We start from the raw sequence: 17,621 nt of genomic DNA, 5'->3' as shown, positions 1-17,621 counted from the left end.
TTTTTATTTGTGACCCATAATAAATTGTTCCAATTGTTTTAAACTGATTTTCCCTTCGTAAATCGCCTTTCCGATAATTGTTCCATCGCAACCTAATTCGGCTAATTGATACAGCTCTTTTTCGTTAGAAATTCCGCCGGAAGCAATGAGTTTTAAATTTTCATTTGACGAATTGCATTCGGTTAAAATCTTTTGGTACAAATCAAAATTCGGACCTTCAAGCATTCCATCTTTCGAAATATCGGTGCAAATTACATATTGAATGCCTTTGGTTTGATATTTGGCAATAAAAGGCAATAAATCTTCAGTGGATTCTTCTTGCCAACCCGAAACGGCAATTTTTTCGTTCTTAGCATCAGCGCCCAAAATAATGGCTTCCGAACCGTATTTTGAAATCCATTGTTCAAACACTTCCGGATTTTTAACGGCAATGCTTCCGCCTGTAATTTGCTGTGCGCCACAATCGAAAGCAATTTTTAAATCATCATCCGATTTTAAGCCACCACCAAAATCAATCTTGAGTTGGGTTTTGATTGCCAAAGTTTCCAAGGTTTTATAATTGATGATTCGGCTCGATTTGGCTCCGTCTAAATCCACAACGTGTAAATAGTCAATTCCGGCATCTTCATAGGCTTTGGCCACTTCTAACGGATTTTCGTTATACGTTTTTTGCGTGCTGTAATCGCCTTTGGTCAAACGAACGCATTTTCCGTCAATAATATCAATGGCAGGTATAATTCTCATGTTTTTAACTATCTAAAAAGTTTTTTAAAATTTGTTCTCCGACTTTTCCACTTTTTTCCGGATGAAATTGAACACCGTAAAAATTGTCTTTTTGAATCGCCGAAGCATAATCAATTCCGTAATTAGTTTGTGCAATACTATACGGATTTTTCGGAACATAATAACTGTGAACCAAATACATATATTCGTTTTCTGAAATATTTCGGAACAAATCAGACTTTAAATTTGAAATGGTATTCCAACCCATTTGCGGTACTTTGACGCTATTGCTGAATTTTTTCACATCCAAATCAAAAATGCCTAAAGCATTAGTATTTCCTTCTTCTGAATGACGACACAACAATTGCATACCCAAGCAAATTCCTAAAACCGGCTGTTTCAAAAGTGGAATCACTTGGTCTAAACCGGTACTTTTTAACTTTTGCATGGCGCTACTCGCCTCGCCTACACCTGGAAAAATCACTTTATCAGCTTGTTGAATAATTGCAGCGTCATGGGTAACAATTCCTTGAAAACCCAAGCGTTCCAAAGCAAACAAAACACTTTGAACATTGCCAGCGCCGTAATCTATAAGTGCTATTTTTTGAGTTGTATTCATTATAAAAGACCTTTAGTGGACGGTAAAATCATTTTATCGGGATCGCGTTTTACGGCTACTTTTATCGCTTTGGCAAATGCCTTAAAAATAGCTTCAATTTTGTGATGTTCATTTGTTCCTTCTGCTTTGATGTTTAGATTTGCTTTGGCACCATCGGTAAACGATTTGAAAAAGTGAAAGAACATTTCCGTTGGCATTTTTCCAATCAATTCACGTTTGAAATCAGCTTCCCAAACCAACCAGTTTCTTCCGCCAAAATCAATAGCTACTTGAGCTAAACAGTCGTCCATAGGTAAACAAAATCCGTAGCGCTCAATGCCTAATTTATTGCCCAAAGCTTTTGCAAAAACTTCGCCCAGCGCAATAGCTGTATCCTCAATGGTGTGGTGTTCATCAACTTCCAAATCTCCTTTTACTGAAATTTCCAAATCCATTTGACCGTGACGCGCAATTTGGTCTAACATGTGATCGAAAAAAGCAATTCCCGTATCAATTTCACTTTTACCAGTTCCGTCTAAATTTAGCGTGATGGCGATATCCGTTTCATTGGTTTTACGAACAATACTTGCGCTTCTGCTTTCTAACTTTAAAAACTCGTAAATGTTTTTCCAAGATTTCGTTTTTAACGCAATAAACGCTTCTAAATCCTGAACTGAAGACGAAAGTTCTGTTTGTCCCAAAGTTTCTTCATTCGCAATAAAAATAGCTTTAGCGTTCAAATTTTTAGCCAATTCTACATCAGTAATACGATCGCCAATAACAAAAGAGTCTGCCAAATCGTATTTTTCGGCATCTAAATATTCGGTTAACATTCCGATTTGTGGTTTGCGTGTCGGTTTATTTTCGTGCGGAAAACTGTTGTCGATGTGAACTTTGCTAAACGTAACTTTTTCGTTTTCAAAACATTCGATAATGAAATTTTGAACCGGCCAAAAGTTTTCTTCGGGGTGACTTTCAGTTCCCAAACCGTCTTGGTTAGTTACCATCACCAATTCGTAATCCAATTCTTTGGCAATTTTCCCTAAATAATAGAACACTTCCGGATAGAATTTTAGTTTTTCAAAACGATCCACTTGATAATCAGATGGTTCTAAAACCAAAGTTCCGTCTCTATCGATAAATAATACTTTTTGTGCCATTTATAAGTTCATTAGGGTTTCTAAAACGATTTTATTTTCTTCGGGTGTACCAATGGAAATTCGCAAACAATTCTCGCAAAGTGGTTGGTTACTTCTATCGCGAACAACAATGTTTTTGGTTACTAGTTCTTGGTATCTTTTTTTAGCATCATCTACTTTTATCAGCATGAAATTAGCATCACTTGGGTAGATTTCTTTTATAAATTCAAATTTAAGTAATTGTTGAATTAATTTATTTTTTTCTTCTGTAAATAAAGTGTTTATATTTTTTAATATGTCTTCATTTTGTAAAACAGCAATTGCTTTTTCTTGTGATAATGTATTAATATTATACGGCGGTTTTATTTTGTTTAAGACTTGAATAATTTCTTCAGAAGCATATAAAAGACCAACACGCAATCCGGCTAAACCATAAGCTTTTGAAAGCGTTTGCGAAATGATTAAATTAGGATATTCGTTTAGTTTTTGTAACCAACTATCTTTTTGAGCAAAATCAATGTAAGCTTCGTCTAAAACGACTAATCCATCAAAATTATCCAATAAAAAAGTAATGTTTTCATCGGTAAAACAATTACCTGTTGGGTTATTTGGCGAACACAAAAAGATGATTTTGGTATTGTTATCAACGGTTTCTAAAATCTGCTGTGTGTTAGGCTGAAAATCGTTGGTCAACAAAACTTCTCTATTTTCAATAGCATTTAAATTGGCTAAAACACTGTACATTCCGTAGGTTGGCGGCAAAGAGATAACATTGTCAGAATTGGGTTCGCAAAACGCACGAAAAACTAAATCCAAAACTTCATCACTTCCGTTTCCAATTAAAATTTGTGATGTTTTTACGTTTTTTTGCTTCGCCAAAAGCTCTTTCAACTTCTTTTGTTGCGGATCCGGATACCGATTTAAGCCTGTATTAAACGGATTTTCGTTGGCATCCAAAAAAATCATTTCGCGTTCAAAATCCTGAAATTCATCACGTGCCGACGAATACGGTTTCATAGCTTTGATATTGGAACGAATAAACGAATCGATATTAAATGTTTTCATTTTCAAGTGTTTTTAGACGAATTGTAACTGCATTTTTGTGCGCTTGTAAACCTTCGGCTTCTGCCATAATTTCAATAGTATTTCCAATAGTTTGTAAACCTTTTGGAGTGATTTTTTGAAAAGTGATTGCTTTCAAGAAACTATCTAAATTGACACCACTATAATTTCTAGCATAGCCATTGGTTGGTAAAGTGTGATTAGTTCCCGAAGCATAATCACCGGCACTTTCGGGCGCGTAAGAACCTACGAAAACCGAACCTGCATTTTGAATACCATTAATATAAAACTCTTCGTTTTGTGCTGCAATAATAAAGTGTTCCGGAGCGTATTCGTTAATAAAATCCAACGCTTTTTGTTCCGAATCGAAATAGATTAAACGCGATTGCGCAATAGCTTGTTCGGCAATAGTTTTGCGTGGTAAAACAGCCAATTGTTTTTCAATTTCAGCCTCAGTTTGTTTAAGAATCTCTTGAGAAGTAGTGACCAAAATCACTTGACTATCAGCGCCGTGTTCAGCTTGACTCAATAAATCAGAAGCTATAAATGCAGGATTTGACGTTTCGTCGGCTACCACTAAAAGTTCCGAAGGTCCGGCTGGCATATCGATAGCAACTCCGTATTGCGTAGCTACTTGTTTGGCAACTGTTACAAATTGGTTTCCTGGTCCAAAAATTTTGTACACTTTCGGTACCGATTCCGTTCCAAAAGTCATAGCAGCAATGGCTTGAATGCCACCAATTTTTTGGATTTGTGTGATACCGCATAATTGGGCTGCAAATAAAATTGCCGGATTGATCTTTCCTTCTTTGTTAGGCGGGGTACATAAAATAATTTCTTGACAACCTGCTAATTTTGCAGGAACGGCCAACATTAAAACAGTTGAAAACAAAGGTGCTGAACCTCCGGGAATATACAAACCTACTTTTGAAATGGGCTTTTTTTCTTGCCAACAATTGATTCCGGGTAGTGTTTCTACAGCAACTTTGGTTGTTTTTTGAGCCGCGTGAAAACGTTCAATATTCTTTTTAGCGGTTTGAATCGCTTCTTTGAGTTCGTTAGAAAGTTGTTGTTCGGCTTGTGTAGTTTCTTGTTGGGTTACTTGATTAGTTTCTAACGTAATTCCATCAAAAATTGACGTATATTTTGCTACTGCTTTGTCTCCTTTTTGTTGAATTTCTTTAAAAATGGCACTGACAGTGAGTTCGATATCTTGAAATGACTGCGTTGGTCTTTGCATCAATTCGTTCCAAGTATTTTGTTCCGGATTTAAAATTGTATTCATTGTGTGTGTTGTTTTTTGAATTAAAGAACCATTTTTTCTATTGGGCAAACCAAAATTCCTTCGGCACCTGCTTCTTTTAGTTGGTCAATGACTTCCCAAAAAGTATCTTCATTAATAACCGAGTGCAGGCTGCTCCAACCTTCTTCCGCCAAAGGCATAATTGTTGGACTTTTTAAAACCGGTAAAATAGAACTTACGGCTTGAATTTTATCATTGGGAACATTCATTAAAATGTATTTTGATTTTCTGGCTTTTAGAACCGATTGGATACGGAATTGTAGTTTTTGCAGTAATTCTCGTTTTTCGGGGTCAATTTTTGGGGAAACAGCCAAAACCGCTTCACTTTTTAGAATGACTTCTACTTCTTTTAAATTGTTTTTGAATAACGTACTTCCGGTAGAAACAATATCGACAATAGCGTCAGAAAGCCCGATATTTGGTGCAATTTCAACAGAACCTGAGATTTGGTGAATTTCGACATCAATACCATTTCCATTAAAAAAACGTTGCACGGTATTAGGATAAGAAGTGGCAATTTTTTTGCCTTGTAAGCTTTTCAATCCGTTGTAATCGAAAGCTTTTGGAACAGCGACCGAAACCTTACATTTTGAAAAACCCAATCGTTCGACAATTTCAAGGTCGTTTCCTTTTTCAATTAATAGATTATCGCCTACAATGGCAATATCTGCTACACCATCTGATACATACTGCGGAATATCGGAGTTACGCAGATATAAAACTTCTAAAGGGAAATTTGAAGCCGTAGCTTTGAGTTGGTCGTTCCCATTTTCAATAGAAATTCCACAGTCTTTAAGGATTTTTAAGCTATCCTCGTTTAATCGTCCTGATTTTTGAATGGCAATTTTTAAGGTGTTCATTTTACTTTTTTCTTAAAAATGAGTACACCAAGAGAGTAATGAGCAAAAAGAAACCCGCTTGATGTACTCAAACGGGTTATTATTTTATGAGATTATTACATACCAATCATCATTACCTCGCTTGAGCGTGTAAAAAATGATGATGATGATGTAATTGATTTAAAAACATTTTTGTTCTATTTTGTTTGACAAATGTACAACAGTTTTTGAATTGAGCAAATAGTATTTTCAAAAAATAACATTACCCTGCTACTGAAACACCAATTAAAGCCCCAATTCCGTAGGTTACTGCTGCTGCTGCCAATCCAAAAATAATCTGTCTGAATCCTGAGAACCAAATCGATCTTCCGGTGAAAAGCGTAATTGAAGCTCCAATAATAAATAACCCTACTACTCCGCTGGCTATGCTGAGCATAATTGCTTTGAATCCGTCTAAAAAGATAAAAGGATACAATGGAATGATAGCTCCAACAGAAAACAATAAAAAAGAAGTTATAGCCGCTTCCCAAGCCGAACCGCCCATTTCTTCTTTATTAATTCCTAATTCTTCTGAAATTAATGTATTTAAAGCGGTTTCTTTGTTTTCAAAAAGTTTATCGGCTAATTTTTGAGCTTCTTCTTTGCTCATTCCTTTAGCTTGATAAAGCAAAATTACTTCATGTTTCTCTTCTTCTGGTGAAGCTTCTAATTCTTCTGTTTCCAACTCAATCTGGCGTTGGTTTAATTCGCGTGAACTTTGCACGGAAAGCCATTCGCCTAAAGCCATAGAAATGGAACCGGCTAATAATCCGGCAACTCCGGTGAGTAAAATGGTACTGTTAGAAACGGCTGCTCCGGCAACTCCCATAACTAAACTCATATTGGACACCAAGCCATCATTGGCTCCTAAAACGGCCGCTCTTAAAGCATTTCCCCCAACCGATTTATGTCGGCTTTCAAATTTGGATAAAAAGCCACCATCAATATTAAGTTTCTGATTGTCACTGACTGCTTCAATGATCTTTAAGTGATTGTGCTCAAAACCATCAAGCGGAACGCCATCGGCATTTTTTTGCTGAATTGTTTTTGAAGCATAATTTTTCTCAATATTGGATAAATTGTTCAGTATGGAACTGTATCCAAAGACTTTACCTAATTTCAATTGTAATTTTGCTTTGCCCGAAGGCGGGATCATTTTAAAATTAGGGTCGATCACATTAATCTTTTTCAGAATAGCATTGGCATGACCTTTTTCAATATCAGACAAACTGTTTAAAACTGCTTTTAAATTTTCGTCAGCCTGTAATTGAGCAATGGAATAATAGAGAAAACTGGTGTCTACTTCCATTTGCAGTTGTTCTCTTAGTTTTTTGATTTCGGTCATATCAATTCACATTAGTTAATATCAAAAGCGCCTTTTGTCAAAATTTTAGCAGTAGAAGGTAAATTACTTTCCGGTAAAATTTGGGTAAAGGTATCGGTTTGTTCGCCTGTTTTAACCAAAACCTTTTTGAAGCTGTAACTTCCGTTTTGATCTTTATCTACTAAAAATACAAATTTTTTGTCATTTTCTGACAGAATAGCTTCTGTTGGAATACCTAAGCTTTTAATACTTTCGGTTTCAATTTTAGCTTCGACATACATACCGGTTAACAGACGTTGTTTAATATTATCGTCTAAATGACCGTGAACCATAATAGTTCTGTCTTTATTTTCAATGGATTTACCTACTAAAACCACTTCGGCATTAAACTTTTCTTTAGAGGCTTGCGGAACGGTAAAAACAATGTTTTGTTTTTCTTTTATTTTTAAAATATCTTTTTCAAAAACATTTAATTCTATATGCAAATGATCGATATCAACGATCTCCAGAATAATATCAGAAGGAGCCATAAACATTCCTACATTGGCATTCATCTGAGTTATATCACCGGAAATAGGTGCATAAAGCGTAATTACAGATGTAAAATTTCCTTTTTCTACTTGTGCGGGGGAAATATTTAAAAGTTCTAATTTCTTTTTTAAACTTTGGTACATTCCGAATGCTTTTTTATAATCACTTTCCGCTTTTAAGTAATTTTTTTGTGAGGTAATTTTCTCCTCATATAAAGTTTTTTGTCTTTCATATTCTGATTTTAGATAACCTATTTGTTCAGCAACTTCTACGTAATCTTTCTGAAGATCAACAAAATCTGTATTTTCTAACGTTAATAGTGCCTCTCCTTTTTTTACTTTATCCCCTACCAAAAGATTAGTAGTTTTTACATAACCTCCTAAAAAAGTAGTGACTTTAGCTTTATTTTGTGGCGGAACATCAATCATTCCGGTTGCCTGAACGGAAATATTGAAATCGTGTTCAGATAGTGAACCTAATTCCATATTCATGGCTTTGAATTGCTCATGAGTTACAGAATATCCGTCTTCATTAGTAGATTCGGGTTCTGCTGTGGTTTCCTGATTTTTACAAGAAAGAGTTACCAGGCTTAGTAAAAAGATATAGCTTATTTTTCTCATGAGATTAGTAATTAAGGTATTGTAAGTCAATTTTAGCATTGTTGTATAATAAAACATTGTTTAGAAATTCTATTTCTATTTGGGTTGCATTGTCCAAACTTTGAATGTATTGGAAGAAATCAATTTCCCCGTGTTTGTAGCTCATATCAGCCACTTTTATAATTTCGGAAGCTAAATGTTTTCCAGTTTGGTTGTAATAATCAATAGCTTCCTGATATTTCAATAATTCGCTTTGTTTTTGTTCGATATAGCGATTCATCTTTTCGGTTTCACTTTGTTTTTGCTGTTCCCAACTTTCCATTTCCAATCGGGCTACTTTTTGTTTGGTCACATTGCCGTTAAAGAACAAAGGGATTGCTACTCCAACCTGAATTCCATATAAAGATTGTGACAAACCGCTGTTTTTACCTCTGAAATACTCAATGCTCAGATCAGGAAACCAGTTTTGTTTCTGAAAGCGGTTTTGTTGTTTCATATTAGCACTAACTCTTGTAAAATAATCTTCGTATAAACCTTGCGAAGTAGAATCGCTTAGTTGATATGGCTGAAGTTCTGCGTTTTGAACCGTAACCAAAGAATCGGTTTGCAACAAAGCTTGCAATTGGGCATACGCCGTTTTTTTATCGCTGGCAACTTGTTTTAGTTGTGTGGTAATTTGCTTATATTTTGCCTGAGCAGTTATTTTTTCGAGATAATTAGATTCACCCAATTCAAATCGGCGACTACTGGCTTTAGCGAAATTTTGGTGTAAACTATCTAAGAAATGGTATAATTTTTCTTGATGTTGGTAAAACACAATTTGGTTATATACTTTTTCTACACTTGATTTTAGTTTGCTTTTTTGAAGTTCGAAACTCGCTTTTTCTTTTTCGTAAGCTGTTTTTAAAACTTTCTTTTGGGCAAAATAAACCGTAGGAAAAGAAAAGGTTTGTTGGACACCAAAAACTTTTAACGGTAAATTATTGATGGCTAAATTGTTTTGGTCGTAGCTATAATAAATATTGGTTTTATCAATGGTAAATGCCGAACCAATATTCGCTTTTTGTTTGTCAACCTGTAATTGTCCGGCTTTTAATTCGGTGTTGTTTTCCATCGCCAAAGTAAAAAGTTGGTTAATTTCCTGTTGCGATTTTTCTTGTGCATTAACTGACTGCATTCCGCCAAAAAGAGAAATTAGCAATACAATTACCGATGCATTGATTGTAGGTTTCTTGAATTCTTTGGTATTTAAAACCTTAAATAAAACCGGTAAAACAACCATAGTTAACAATGTAGCAGTAAATAAACCACCGATTACAACAGTTGCCAACGGGCGTTGAACTTCGGCACCGGCAGAAGCTGAGACTGCCATAGGAAGAAAACCTAATGCTGCTGCTGAGGCAGTTAATAATACCGGACGCAAACGATCTGTTGTACCTCTTAAAATTAACTCGTCAATACTATCCATTCCTCTATGTTTAAGTTCTTTAAAATGCTCGATCAAAACAATTCCATTAAGTACTGCGATACCAAACAAAGCTATAAATCCGATACCTGCCGAAATACTGAACGGTAGATCTCTAATCCATAAGAACAAAATTCCACCTACAGCAGATAATGGTATGGCAGAGAAAACCATAATAGCTTCCTTGATCGAATGAAAAGCAAAATACAACATAATGAATATCAAGAACAAGGCAATAGGAACGGCTACCATTAAACGAGCTTTAGCACTTTGTAAATTTTCAAATTGGCCTCCGTATGTAACATAATAGCCTGCCGGTAATTTGATCTGTGTATCTACAATTTTTCGAATATCATCAACCACACTTTGCAAATCGCGATTTCTTACATTAACTCCTACTACGATTCTACGGTTGGTATTGTCGCGTGAAATTTTAGCGGGACCTTCTGTATAGCTTATATCAGCCAGTTCCCGTAGTGGAATCTGGAAGTTATCCGGTGTGGTAACAAATAAATTGCGTAGATCTTCTATATCCTGACGTTTCGTTTTATCTAATCGGACTACGAGGTCAAAGCGTTTTTCTCCTTCAAAGACGTTTCCAACAGTTTTTCCAGAAAATCCAAGAGAAATCATTTCGTTTAGGTCGGCAATATTTAATCCGAATTGTGCAATTTTAGCACGATTATAGGTAATAGCCATTTGCGGTAAACCTTCTGTTTTTTCCAAAATAATATCAGAAGCACCTTCTACATTTTTAATGGCTTTTTCAATTTCTTTGGCTTTTTGGGCTAAAACATCTAAATCTTCACCAAATACTTTAACAGCCACGTCAGAACGGGTTCCTGAAACCAATTCATTAAAACGCATTTCGATAGGTTGTGTAAATTCAACCTCTAAGTTTGGAATTTTCTTTTGGATAGCAATTTTAATTTTATCCGCTAGTTCATCCTTAGTTTCTGCAGAAACCCATTCCGATTTTGGCTTTAATTTTACAATAACATCACTTTCTTCCATGCTCATAGGATCGGTCGGAACTTCGGCAGCTCCTATTCTACTTACTACTTGTTGTACTTCAGGAAAGTTTTTCAATATAATTTGTTCTATTTTAGTTGTAGTTTCAATAGTTTTACTCAATGACGTTCCTGTTTTTAGCACTGGTTGAATTACGAAATCACCTTCGTCTAATGTTGGTGTAAATTCGCCTCCCATTGTGGTGAAAATTCCAATAGAAATAACTAAAAGAGCAACGGCTGCATAAAGTACTTTTTTAGTATTTACAATAGCCCATTTGATGATGGGATAATACCAACTGTTTAATTTTTTAATTAATCGGTTTGAAATTGATTTCGGATTTTCTTCGGATGGTTTTAAGAAGATTGAAGAAACCACAGGAACATAAGTAAAACAGAACAACATAGCTCCCACAATAGCGAAGCTAAAGGTCATTGCCATGGGTTTAAACATTTTACCTTCTACCCCAGATAATGACAAGATAGGAATAAAAACAATCAAGATGATCAACTGCCCGAAAACAGCCGAATTCATCATCGTAGAAGCACTTTTTAAGGTAATATCATCAATTTCTGCTTGACGATGTTCTTTATCAATAGCGTTTAAATGTTGTGATTTACTCGAAATTTGGAATGCAATAAATTCGACAATAATTACGGCTCCGTCGATAATGATACCAAAATCGATGGCACCTAAACTCATTAAGTTAGCATCAATTCCGAAGATGTTCATGAACGAAATAGCAAATAGCAAACAAAGCGGAATAACAGAGGCTACAACTAAGCCTGAACGCCAATTTCCTAACAAAAGAACCACCACAAAAATAACGATCAAACAACCTAAAATAAGATTTTCAGAAACCGTAAAGGTCGTTTTGGCAACTAATTCACTTCGTTCTAAAAAACCATTGATGTAAACACCTTTTGGCAATGTTTTTTGAATTTCGGCAATTCTAGTTTTAACGTCTTCTAGTACTTGTTTAGAATTGGCTCCTTTTAGCATCATTACTTGGCCTAATACTTTTTCGCCTTCACCATTTCCTGTGATGGCACCAAAACGATTGGCGCTTCCGTAACGAACATTGGCTACGTTTTTAATAAAAACCGGAGTTCCATTTTCGTTTTTAATAACAATATTATTGATGTCTTCTAGCGATTTAACTTTTCCTTCGCCACGAATGAAGTAACTTTGGTTTACTTTTTCAATATAAGAACCGCCTGCAATGCTGTTATTTTTTTCTAAAGCTGTAAACACTTCATTAATTGTAACGTTCATCGCTTTGAGTTGCGATGTATTGATGGCGATTTCATACTGTTTTAAATAGCCACCCCAAGTATTGATTTCTACAACACCTTTAATACCAGACAATTGTCGTCTTACTACCCAATCTTGAATGGTGCGTAAATCGGTTACCGAATATTGATCTTTAAATTCAGGTTTAACATCTAAAATGTATTGGTACACTTCACCTAGACCTGTGGTAATAGGTCCCATTTCAGGAGTTCCAAAACCTTGCGGGATTTTTTCACTAGCCGATTTGATTTTCTCAGCAATTAACTGACGTGGCAAATAGGTCCCTTCATCATCTGAAAATACAATAGTTACTACTGAAAGTCCAAATTTTGATACGGAACGAATTTCTTCAACTCCAGGTAAGTTTGCCATTTCCAGCTCCACAGGATAGGTAATATATTGCTCAATATCCTGAGTCGATAAATTTTGAGAAGTAGTAATAACTTGAACCTGATTGTTTGTAATATCAGGCACGGCTCCGATTGAAATATTAAAAACTGAATAAATACCAAATCCAGCTATTCCAAGTGTAAAAAGTATAATAATTAACTTATTACGTAAACTAAAGGCAATGATTTTTTCCAAGGCTTTTAAATTTTTAGCAAAAATACTACGGATGTATAGTAATTTAACTTAAGATTCCCTTAAAGTAAAATTAAGAAAAGCTTAGAAGAACTGTAGTGCCTTTATTTTCTGTACTGTCAATAGCTATTTTAATATTTAGAAGGTCACAAAGTCTTTTCACAATGGATAAACCAATTCCGGTTCCTTTAATTTCGGGATGTGAAGTTACATTAGAGCGAAAAAATGAATTATATATCTTATCTAAATCTTCTTTGGAAATGCCTAATCCGTTATCAGAAATTTTGCATTCTAGTCCGTTTTCAGTTGAAATTGCTTCAATTCGCAATTTTCCATAAAAATTAGAATACTTAATGGCATTTGAAATAATGTTGTTGAAGATTATAGAAATCAGATAATAATCGGATGTCAGTGTTGCATCTTCTTTAATCGATGTAGTAACTGCAATATTTTTTTCTTTCAGACTTATGGAATGCCTTGAGAGAATATCTAAAATCAATGTGTTGAGATAAATGGTATCGTTTTTAATATTTTGTTTTTGGTTTTCAAAACGCGCTAAAAGCAACAATTGATCGACCAAAGTGTTCAAACGATCCACTTCGTTAATACAATATGCTATTTTTTGGTTGTATTCTTCTTTCGTTCTGGGCTTGCGAATTAAAACTTCTAAAGTACCTTTTATGACTGCCAAAGGCGTTCTTAATTCGTGAGAAGCATCAGAAGTAAATTGTTTTTCACGTTCTACAGCATTTTCAATTCGATCCAATAACTGGTTGATCTGTAGTGATAAATGATATAATTCGTCTTTGTTATTCGGAAGTTGAATTCTACTGGAAAGATTATCTTTTGTTATGGTTGAAGAAGTTTCAATAATCGCACTGATCGGTGCGATACTTCTACCGGCAAAAAATCGGGCAATGAAAAATAGAATAACTAAAATTAAGGGATAGGTTATTAATAATACATTTTGAAGAATTATTATAAAATCAGCATCATCCATTGACATGGCGACCACCATGTACCCTACAATTTTTTTATTGTCGAAAATTTCAGTTTGTATCTGTCGGATTTTTTTTCCGTTTATTTCTGCATCAACGAATTTATTGTCTTTACTTTGATCATACAGTATTAAATCTTTATCCTTTAAGTTAGGTGATTTATCAATGAGTTCTCTGTTATTATCATAAAATTCAACAAAAACAGGATTAACATCCACAGCGTTATGTTCTCTATCTCGCCATTGGTTCACACGTATTAAATAAGTATCGTTATTATCAAGGGTGACACTTTGCAAATGTTTTTGTTGTTCGGTTGTAATTTCGCCATTAATATGGGAATTAATGCTCAGTTTGGATATCTGAAATAAAAATAGAAATACCAATCCGATGAGTAAAGCTGAACTCACGATGTAATAAAAAGCAATTCTATTTTTAAAAGACAGTGAAAACATTTAATCTTGCGCCATATACCCTACGCCACGGATAGTTTTAATTAAATCTTGTTCTTTTGATAAATTCAGTTTTTTACGAATGGCATTCATAAACACATCGATTACGCCTGTATCATATTCAAAATGAATATCCCAGACGTCTTCAATAATATTATTGCGAGTGCAAACCTTTCCTTTATTTTCAATTAAATAAGCTAACAGTTCAAACTCCCGTTGGGTAAGTGAGACTTCTTTTCCATCAATAAAAGCCTGAAATGTACTTTTGTTTAATGTAATATTACCCAGTTTTAATGTAGTATTTTCTTTTTGGCGAAAGTGAATTTTGATACGCTCCAGTAATTCTTCAAAACTGAATGGTTTTTTGATGTAATCATTTGCGCCTGCTTTTAAGCCTTCTATTGTTTCCTGAACGGTATCTTTAGCAGTTAAGAACAAAATGGGAACGGTTTTATTTACTTTTCTGATGTTTTGACATACTTCTAAGCCTGACATTTTGGGCATCATCCAATCCAGTAAAATAAGATCAAAAGAAGATTGAAGGGCTTTTTCCAACCCTTCTGCTCCATTTGAAGCTGTAGTTATGGAAAAGCCTTCCTCCTCTAGTCCTTGTTTTAGGAAATTTGAAATACCTATTTCGTCTTCAACAATGAGTATGTTCATATTTTTTATTGCTGTATGAATTTAATGCCGAAAGATACGATATTTGCGCTTAAACCATCGTTTCTATCGTAATGATTAAATCGTAAATCAATATTTTTAATACCGAATTTCCAAATTTTAGCCGATGTAAAAATGTCTGTATAGCTTATACCTCCACCGTATTGATTGGCCACAAAAGTAGATAGATCATAATCAGAAGTATAATATTCTTCTGTAGACAAATGCATTTCGTAAGGTGCAAAATATTTAGAGGCATTTTGCGTATAATAACGATACATTGGATAAATAGTGAACTTATCGCTTAATTTTACCGGAATTTCGATGCTTGCTGTATGCGAATCGATGCCCCAGTTGTCCCAATAGTAACGATAATAGGTTCTTAACGTAATACGTTCGTTTAGATAAAAATTCCATCGCATACCGATAGGCAATTTAAAACGTGTATCGGGCAAACGTTCGATGTCGTCGGCCAACTGAAATTCATTAATGTAATAATTAGGCTTATCACTGAAGTAAATACGTTGGTAAGGTGTTGAAAGTAAACCTTGTTGTTGTAAAATATCAACAAAAAAGGACGCCTGAATTTTTTTGCTAAATACTTGAGATAAACTCAATGACAAAGCATACGAATTACGATTCTTGTTATTATGAAACTTAAATTTTTCAGGATTGTAAGATGCAAAATTCAAAGGATCATCTGTGGTAATCGTAAAACGGTGAAAAATTCCGCCATTTAAACCAAAATCAGCAAAATCCTGAAGTTCTTTAGGATAAATAGGTTTCCATTGGTCCAAATACACATTTGCAGAAGCATTAAATTCTGTATTTTTATCATTGAATAATTTAGTATAACCACCGCCAAAACCAATAGAGTGGTAATCATATTCCACAGAGCCCGAAATATGAGCATTCCAAATGGTATTTCTGTCATCAGAACTATGGCTGTAATTCATGACCAAACTCGTCAATTGGTCAGAAGCAGAAGCTCCCGAACTGGCTTGCCACGGACTCGGTGTATTGCTATCAAACGGATTGATATTTCCTGAAGAAGCGGATGAATACGCAGAAACTCCGACATCTACTGTTAAAACATCATCGTCATTTAAAGGCATCGTTACCACAATCGTTGGTGTAACATCTGTTAATTTTTCCATTCCTCTACCGCCTGAAACAGCTGAGTGAACTCCGTCTTGTTTGTAGTAACTCATTAAGAAATCTACTTCTGTAGCTTCCAAAACACGTTTTTTGTAACTAACTTCTGTAGAGTCTTTTTCCTGAGCTTCTGCTGCAAAACCGGACAATGTTATAAGAAAGACAATTAATTTCTTCATTTCTATTTGTTAAAAAAGTTAGTTTTAGTTACAACCACAACCACCACCGGTTTTTCCACCATTGGCTCCTGCAGCAGCTTCTCTATATACTTGATAATTGGTTTCGAAACGTTCGGATGGACGTGCCGATAATTTCATTTCAGGATCGTTAAGATACTGCTTGTCGTATTCTTTTACAGTATTGCATGATTGTAAACCTGCAATCAAGACAATTAAAATTAAAATCTTCTTCATAATGTTAAGTAGTTTATTCGTGGTGTTGGTATTGTTTAATATCAATGCTTTTCGATGTAAATATTTCGCCTTTGTCATCAACAATTATACATCCTAATCCTGGTAATTGATCGATCAGATTTAATCCGATTTCCTTTCCCAATACGAAAATAGCTGTGGCTAAGGCATCGGCAAGTTCTGTTTGCTTTGCAAAAACAGAAACACTAACGATTCCGCTTGCCGGATAACCGGTTCTAGGATCAATGATGTGTGAATATCGTTTTCCGTTAAACGTTACGAACTTTTCATAACTTCCGGAAGTTTCTACCGCACTGTCAATCAATGGAAAAGTAGCAAAAACTTTCGATTTATTCATAGGGTTCACAATAGCGACTTTCCAAGACTCTCCATCAGGTTGTGATCCCCAAACATTGATATCTCCTGATACATTTACAATTCCTGAAGTACAGCCTTTTTTTTGGAGTAACATTTTAATGTTATCTGCTATATATCCTTGTCCTATTCCGCCTAAACCCAACTTCATTCCTTTATTTTTAAGGAAAATAGTTAAGTTGTTGGAATCTAAAATAATATTTTGATAGCCTACCCGCTCTACTGATTTTTGAATTTCTTCCGGAGTTGGCATTTTTTTCATGCTGCCGTCAAACTTCCATATTTTATCCATAGAAGCATAGCTTATATCAAAAGCGCCTTCAGTTAATTTAGAAATTTGAATAGCTCGGGTAACCAAATCAAAAACTTCTTTGCTCACTTTTACAGGCTTGATTCCTGCATTTTGATTGACTTGCGAAATTTCCGTTGTTGGAATCCAATCTGATATTAAATTTTCTACTCGTTTTACTTCTTCAATAGCCATATTACAGTAATATTCTCCTTTTGTACTATCAGGAACTACTACTGTAATTTCGAAGGGACTTCCCAACAAGCTTTGTTGCTTTTTATAGACAATTTGGGCATTGGTTACCAGTCCAAAAAATAAAACGAAAAGGAAATAGCGCATAATTTAATCTTCTAAAGCGTGAATCATTTTGATATATTCTTCAGGAGAAACGTTTTTGAATCCCATTTTTCCTAAAACTTTCCCTGTTGGTGTTAAAACTACAACCAAAGGAAAACTTCCTTCTTTATTATATTTCTCTGCTAATTCTCTATTGAGAGTAGTTTGTTCTTCAGAAAGTTGGTTGGCTTTTTTTCTGGGGAAATTGGCACGAACTAAAACCCAATTTTCAGCTGATTCTTTTTTGAATTCTTCGGATTGCCAAATGTTTTTATCTAGCTTGATACATGGCGCGCACCAATCAGATCCTGAAAAAATTACAATAATGTTCTTGTTCTCTTTTTGAGCCGTTTTTTTTGCTTCTTCAAAATTGTATTTCCAATCTTGAGAAAAACTAACTAACGAAGTTAATAGTATTAAAAGCGTTGCAATCTTTTTCAT

General features: G+C 34.8%; 15 protein-coding genes. All 15 read right to left on the bottom strand.

What is annotated here, in order from left to right; translation table 11 throughout:
• Positions 1 to 3: 3 nt before the first annotated feature.
• A complete protein-coding gene (hisA, locus tag ACUSJC_RS06025) occupies positions 4 to 744 on the bottom strand; it encodes a 1-(5-phosphoribosyl)-5-[(5-phosphoribosylamino)methylideneamino]imidazole-4-carboxamide isomerase (RefSeq protein WP_449268656.1) in 741 nt (246 codons plus the stop codon).
• Positions 745 to 748: 4 nt separating this feature from the next.
• Positions 749 to 1,342 (bottom strand): imidazole glycerol phosphate synthase subunit HisH, encoded by a 594-nt coding sequence (gene hisH, locus ACUSJC_RS06020; RefSeq protein ID WP_449268655.1) that lies wholly within the window; start codon positions 1,340 to 1,342, stop codon positions 749 to 751.
• The gene (gene hisB / locus ACUSJC_RS06015) at positions 1,342 to 2,481 is read right to left on the bottom strand and encodes a bifunctional histidinol-phosphatase/imidazoleglycerol-phosphate dehydratase HisB (RefSeq protein WP_449268654.1); all 1,140 of its coding nucleotides are present in this window, start codon (positions 2,479 to 2,481) and stop codon (positions 1,342 to 1,344) included. The genes hisH and hisB overlap by 1 nt, the downstream gene beginning before the upstream one ends.
• Positions 2,482 to 3,525, bottom strand: a complete 1,044-nt coding sequence (gene hisC / locus ACUSJC_RS06010; protein WP_449268653.1) for a histidinol-phosphate transaminase — start codon at positions 3,523 to 3,525, stop codon at positions 2,482 to 2,484. It abuts the gene before it with no gap.
• Positions 3,512 to 4,807: a histidinol dehydrogenase gene (gene hisD, locus ACUSJC_RS06005; RefSeq protein ID WP_449268652.1), complete on the bottom strand. Its 1,296-nt coding sequence runs from the start codon at positions 4,805 to 4,807 to the stop codon at positions 3,512 to 3,514. The genes hisC and hisD overlap by 14 nt, the downstream gene beginning before the upstream one ends.
• Before the next feature lie 20 nt (positions 4,808 to 4,827).
• Positions 4,828 to 5,685, bottom strand: coding sequence for an ATP phosphoribosyltransferase (hisG, locus tag ACUSJC_RS06000; protein ID WP_449268651.1), 858 nt, complete (start codon positions 5,683 to 5,685; stop codon positions 4,828 to 4,830).
• A gap of 241 nt (positions 5,686 to 5,926) precedes the next feature.
• Complete coding sequence (locus tag ACUSJC_RS05995; RefSeq protein ID WP_449268650.1) at positions 5,927 to 7,048, bottom strand: VIT1/CCC1 transporter family protein; 1,122 nt, start codon at positions 7,046 to 7,048, stop codon at positions 5,927 to 5,929.
• A gap of 11 nt (positions 7,049 to 7,059) precedes the next feature.
• Positions 7,060 to 8,178 carry an efflux RND transporter periplasmic adaptor subunit gene (locus ACUSJC_RS05990; RefSeq protein WP_109570702.1) on the bottom strand — a complete coding sequence of 373 codons (1,119 nt, stop codon included), beginning with the start codon at positions 8,176 to 8,178 and terminating at the stop codon, positions 7,060 to 7,062.
• A 4-nt stretch (positions 8,179 to 8,182) separates the two neighbouring features.
• Complete coding sequence (locus ACUSJC_RS05985; RefSeq protein ID WP_449268649.1) at positions 8,183 to 12,511, bottom strand: CusA/CzcA family heavy metal efflux RND transporter; 4,329 nt, start codon at positions 12,509 to 12,511, stop codon at positions 8,183 to 8,185.
• A 70-nt stretch (positions 12,512 to 12,581) separates the two neighbouring features.
• Positions 12,582 to 13,958, bottom strand: coding sequence for a sensor histidine kinase (locus ACUSJC_RS05980; protein ID WP_449268648.1), 1,377 nt, complete (start codon positions 13,956 to 13,958; stop codon positions 12,582 to 12,584).
• Complete coding sequence (locus ACUSJC_RS05975; protein ID WP_449268647.1) at positions 13,959 to 14,618, bottom strand: response regulator transcription factor; 660 nt, start codon at positions 14,616 to 14,618, stop codon at positions 13,959 to 13,961.
• A 5-nt stretch (positions 14,619 to 14,623) separates the two neighbouring features.
• Positions 14,624 to 15,949 carry a DUF3570 domain-containing protein gene (locus ACUSJC_RS05970; protein ID WP_449268646.1) on the bottom strand — a complete coding sequence of 442 codons (1,326 nt, stop codon included), beginning with the start codon at positions 15,947 to 15,949 and terminating at the stop codon, positions 14,624 to 14,626.
• Between the two features lie 24 nt (positions 15,950 to 15,973).
• On the bottom strand, positions 15,974 to 16,183 hold the full coding sequence (locus tag ACUSJC_RS05965) for a DUF4266 domain-containing protein (RefSeq protein ID WP_449268645.1): 210 nt from the start codon (positions 16,181 to 16,183) through the stop codon (positions 15,974 to 15,976).
• A gap of 13 nt (positions 16,184 to 16,196) precedes the next feature.
• A complete protein-coding gene (locus ACUSJC_RS05960) occupies positions 16,197 to 17,183 on the bottom strand; it encodes an FAD:protein FMN transferase (RefSeq protein WP_449268644.1) in 987 nt (328 codons plus the stop codon).
• A gap of 3 nt (positions 17,184 to 17,186) precedes the next feature.
• Complete coding sequence (locus tag ACUSJC_RS05955) at positions 17,187 to 17,621, bottom strand: thioredoxin family protein (protein WP_449268643.1); 435 nt, start codon at positions 17,619 to 17,621, stop codon at positions 17,187 to 17,189.

This window comes from Flavobacterium sp. U410 (assembly GCF_053570605.1).
The sequence above is the reverse complement of the archived record's forward strand: the minus strand, read 5'-3'. Positions and strand labels throughout refer to the sequence as shown.

Coding starts and splice junctions, on each gene's coding strand:
- ACUSJC_RS05975 (WP_449268647.1), bottom strand. CDS start 14,618: ATGAACATACTCATTGTTGAAGACGAAATAGGTATTTCAAATTTCCTA.
- ACUSJC_RS05980 (WP_449268648.1), bottom strand. CDS start 13,958: ATGTTTTCACTGTCTTTTAAAAATAGAATTGCTTTTTATTACATCGTG.
- ACUSJC_RS05995 (WP_449268650.1), bottom strand. CDS start 7,048: ATGACCGAAATCAAAAAACTAAGAGAACAACTGCAAATGGAAGTAGAC.
- hisB (WP_449268654.1), bottom strand. CDS start 2,481: ATGGCACAAAAAGTATTATTTATCGATAGAGACGGAACTTTGGTTTTA.
- hisH (WP_449268655.1), bottom strand. CDS start 1,342: ATGAATACAACTCAAAAAATAGCACTTATAGATTACGGCGCTGGCAAT.
- hisA (WP_449268656.1), bottom strand. CDS start 744: ATGAGAATTATACCTGCCATTGATATTATTGACGGAAAATGCGTTCGT.
- hisC (WP_449268653.1), bottom strand. CDS start 3,525: ATGAAAACATTTAATATCGATTCGTTTATTCGTTCCAATATCAAAGCT.
- ACUSJC_RS05960 (WP_449268644.1), bottom strand. CDS start 17,183: ATGCGCTATTTCCTTTTCGTTTTATTTTTTGGACTGGTAACCAATGCC.
- hisG (WP_449268651.1), bottom strand. CDS start 5,685: ATGAACACCTTAAAAATTGCCATTCAAAAATCAGGACGATTAAACGAG.
- ACUSJC_RS05970 (WP_449268646.1), bottom strand. CDS start 15,949: ATGAAGAAATTAATTGTCTTTCTTATAACATTGTCCGGTTTTGCAGCA.
- ACUSJC_RS05990 (WP_109570702.1), bottom strand. CDS start 8,178: ATGAGAAAAATAAGCTATATCTTTTTACTAAGCCTGGTAACTCTTTCT.
- hisD (WP_449268652.1), bottom strand. CDS start 4,807: ATGAATACAATTTTAAATCCGGAACAAAATACTTGGAACGAATTGATG.
- ACUSJC_RS05965 (WP_449268645.1), bottom strand. CDS start 16,183: ATGAAGAAGATTTTAATTTTAATTGTCTTGATTGCAGGTTTACAATCA.
- ACUSJC_RS05955 (WP_449268643.1), bottom strand. CDS start 17,621: ATGAAAAAGATTGCAACGCTTTTAATACTATTAACTTCGTTAGTTAGT.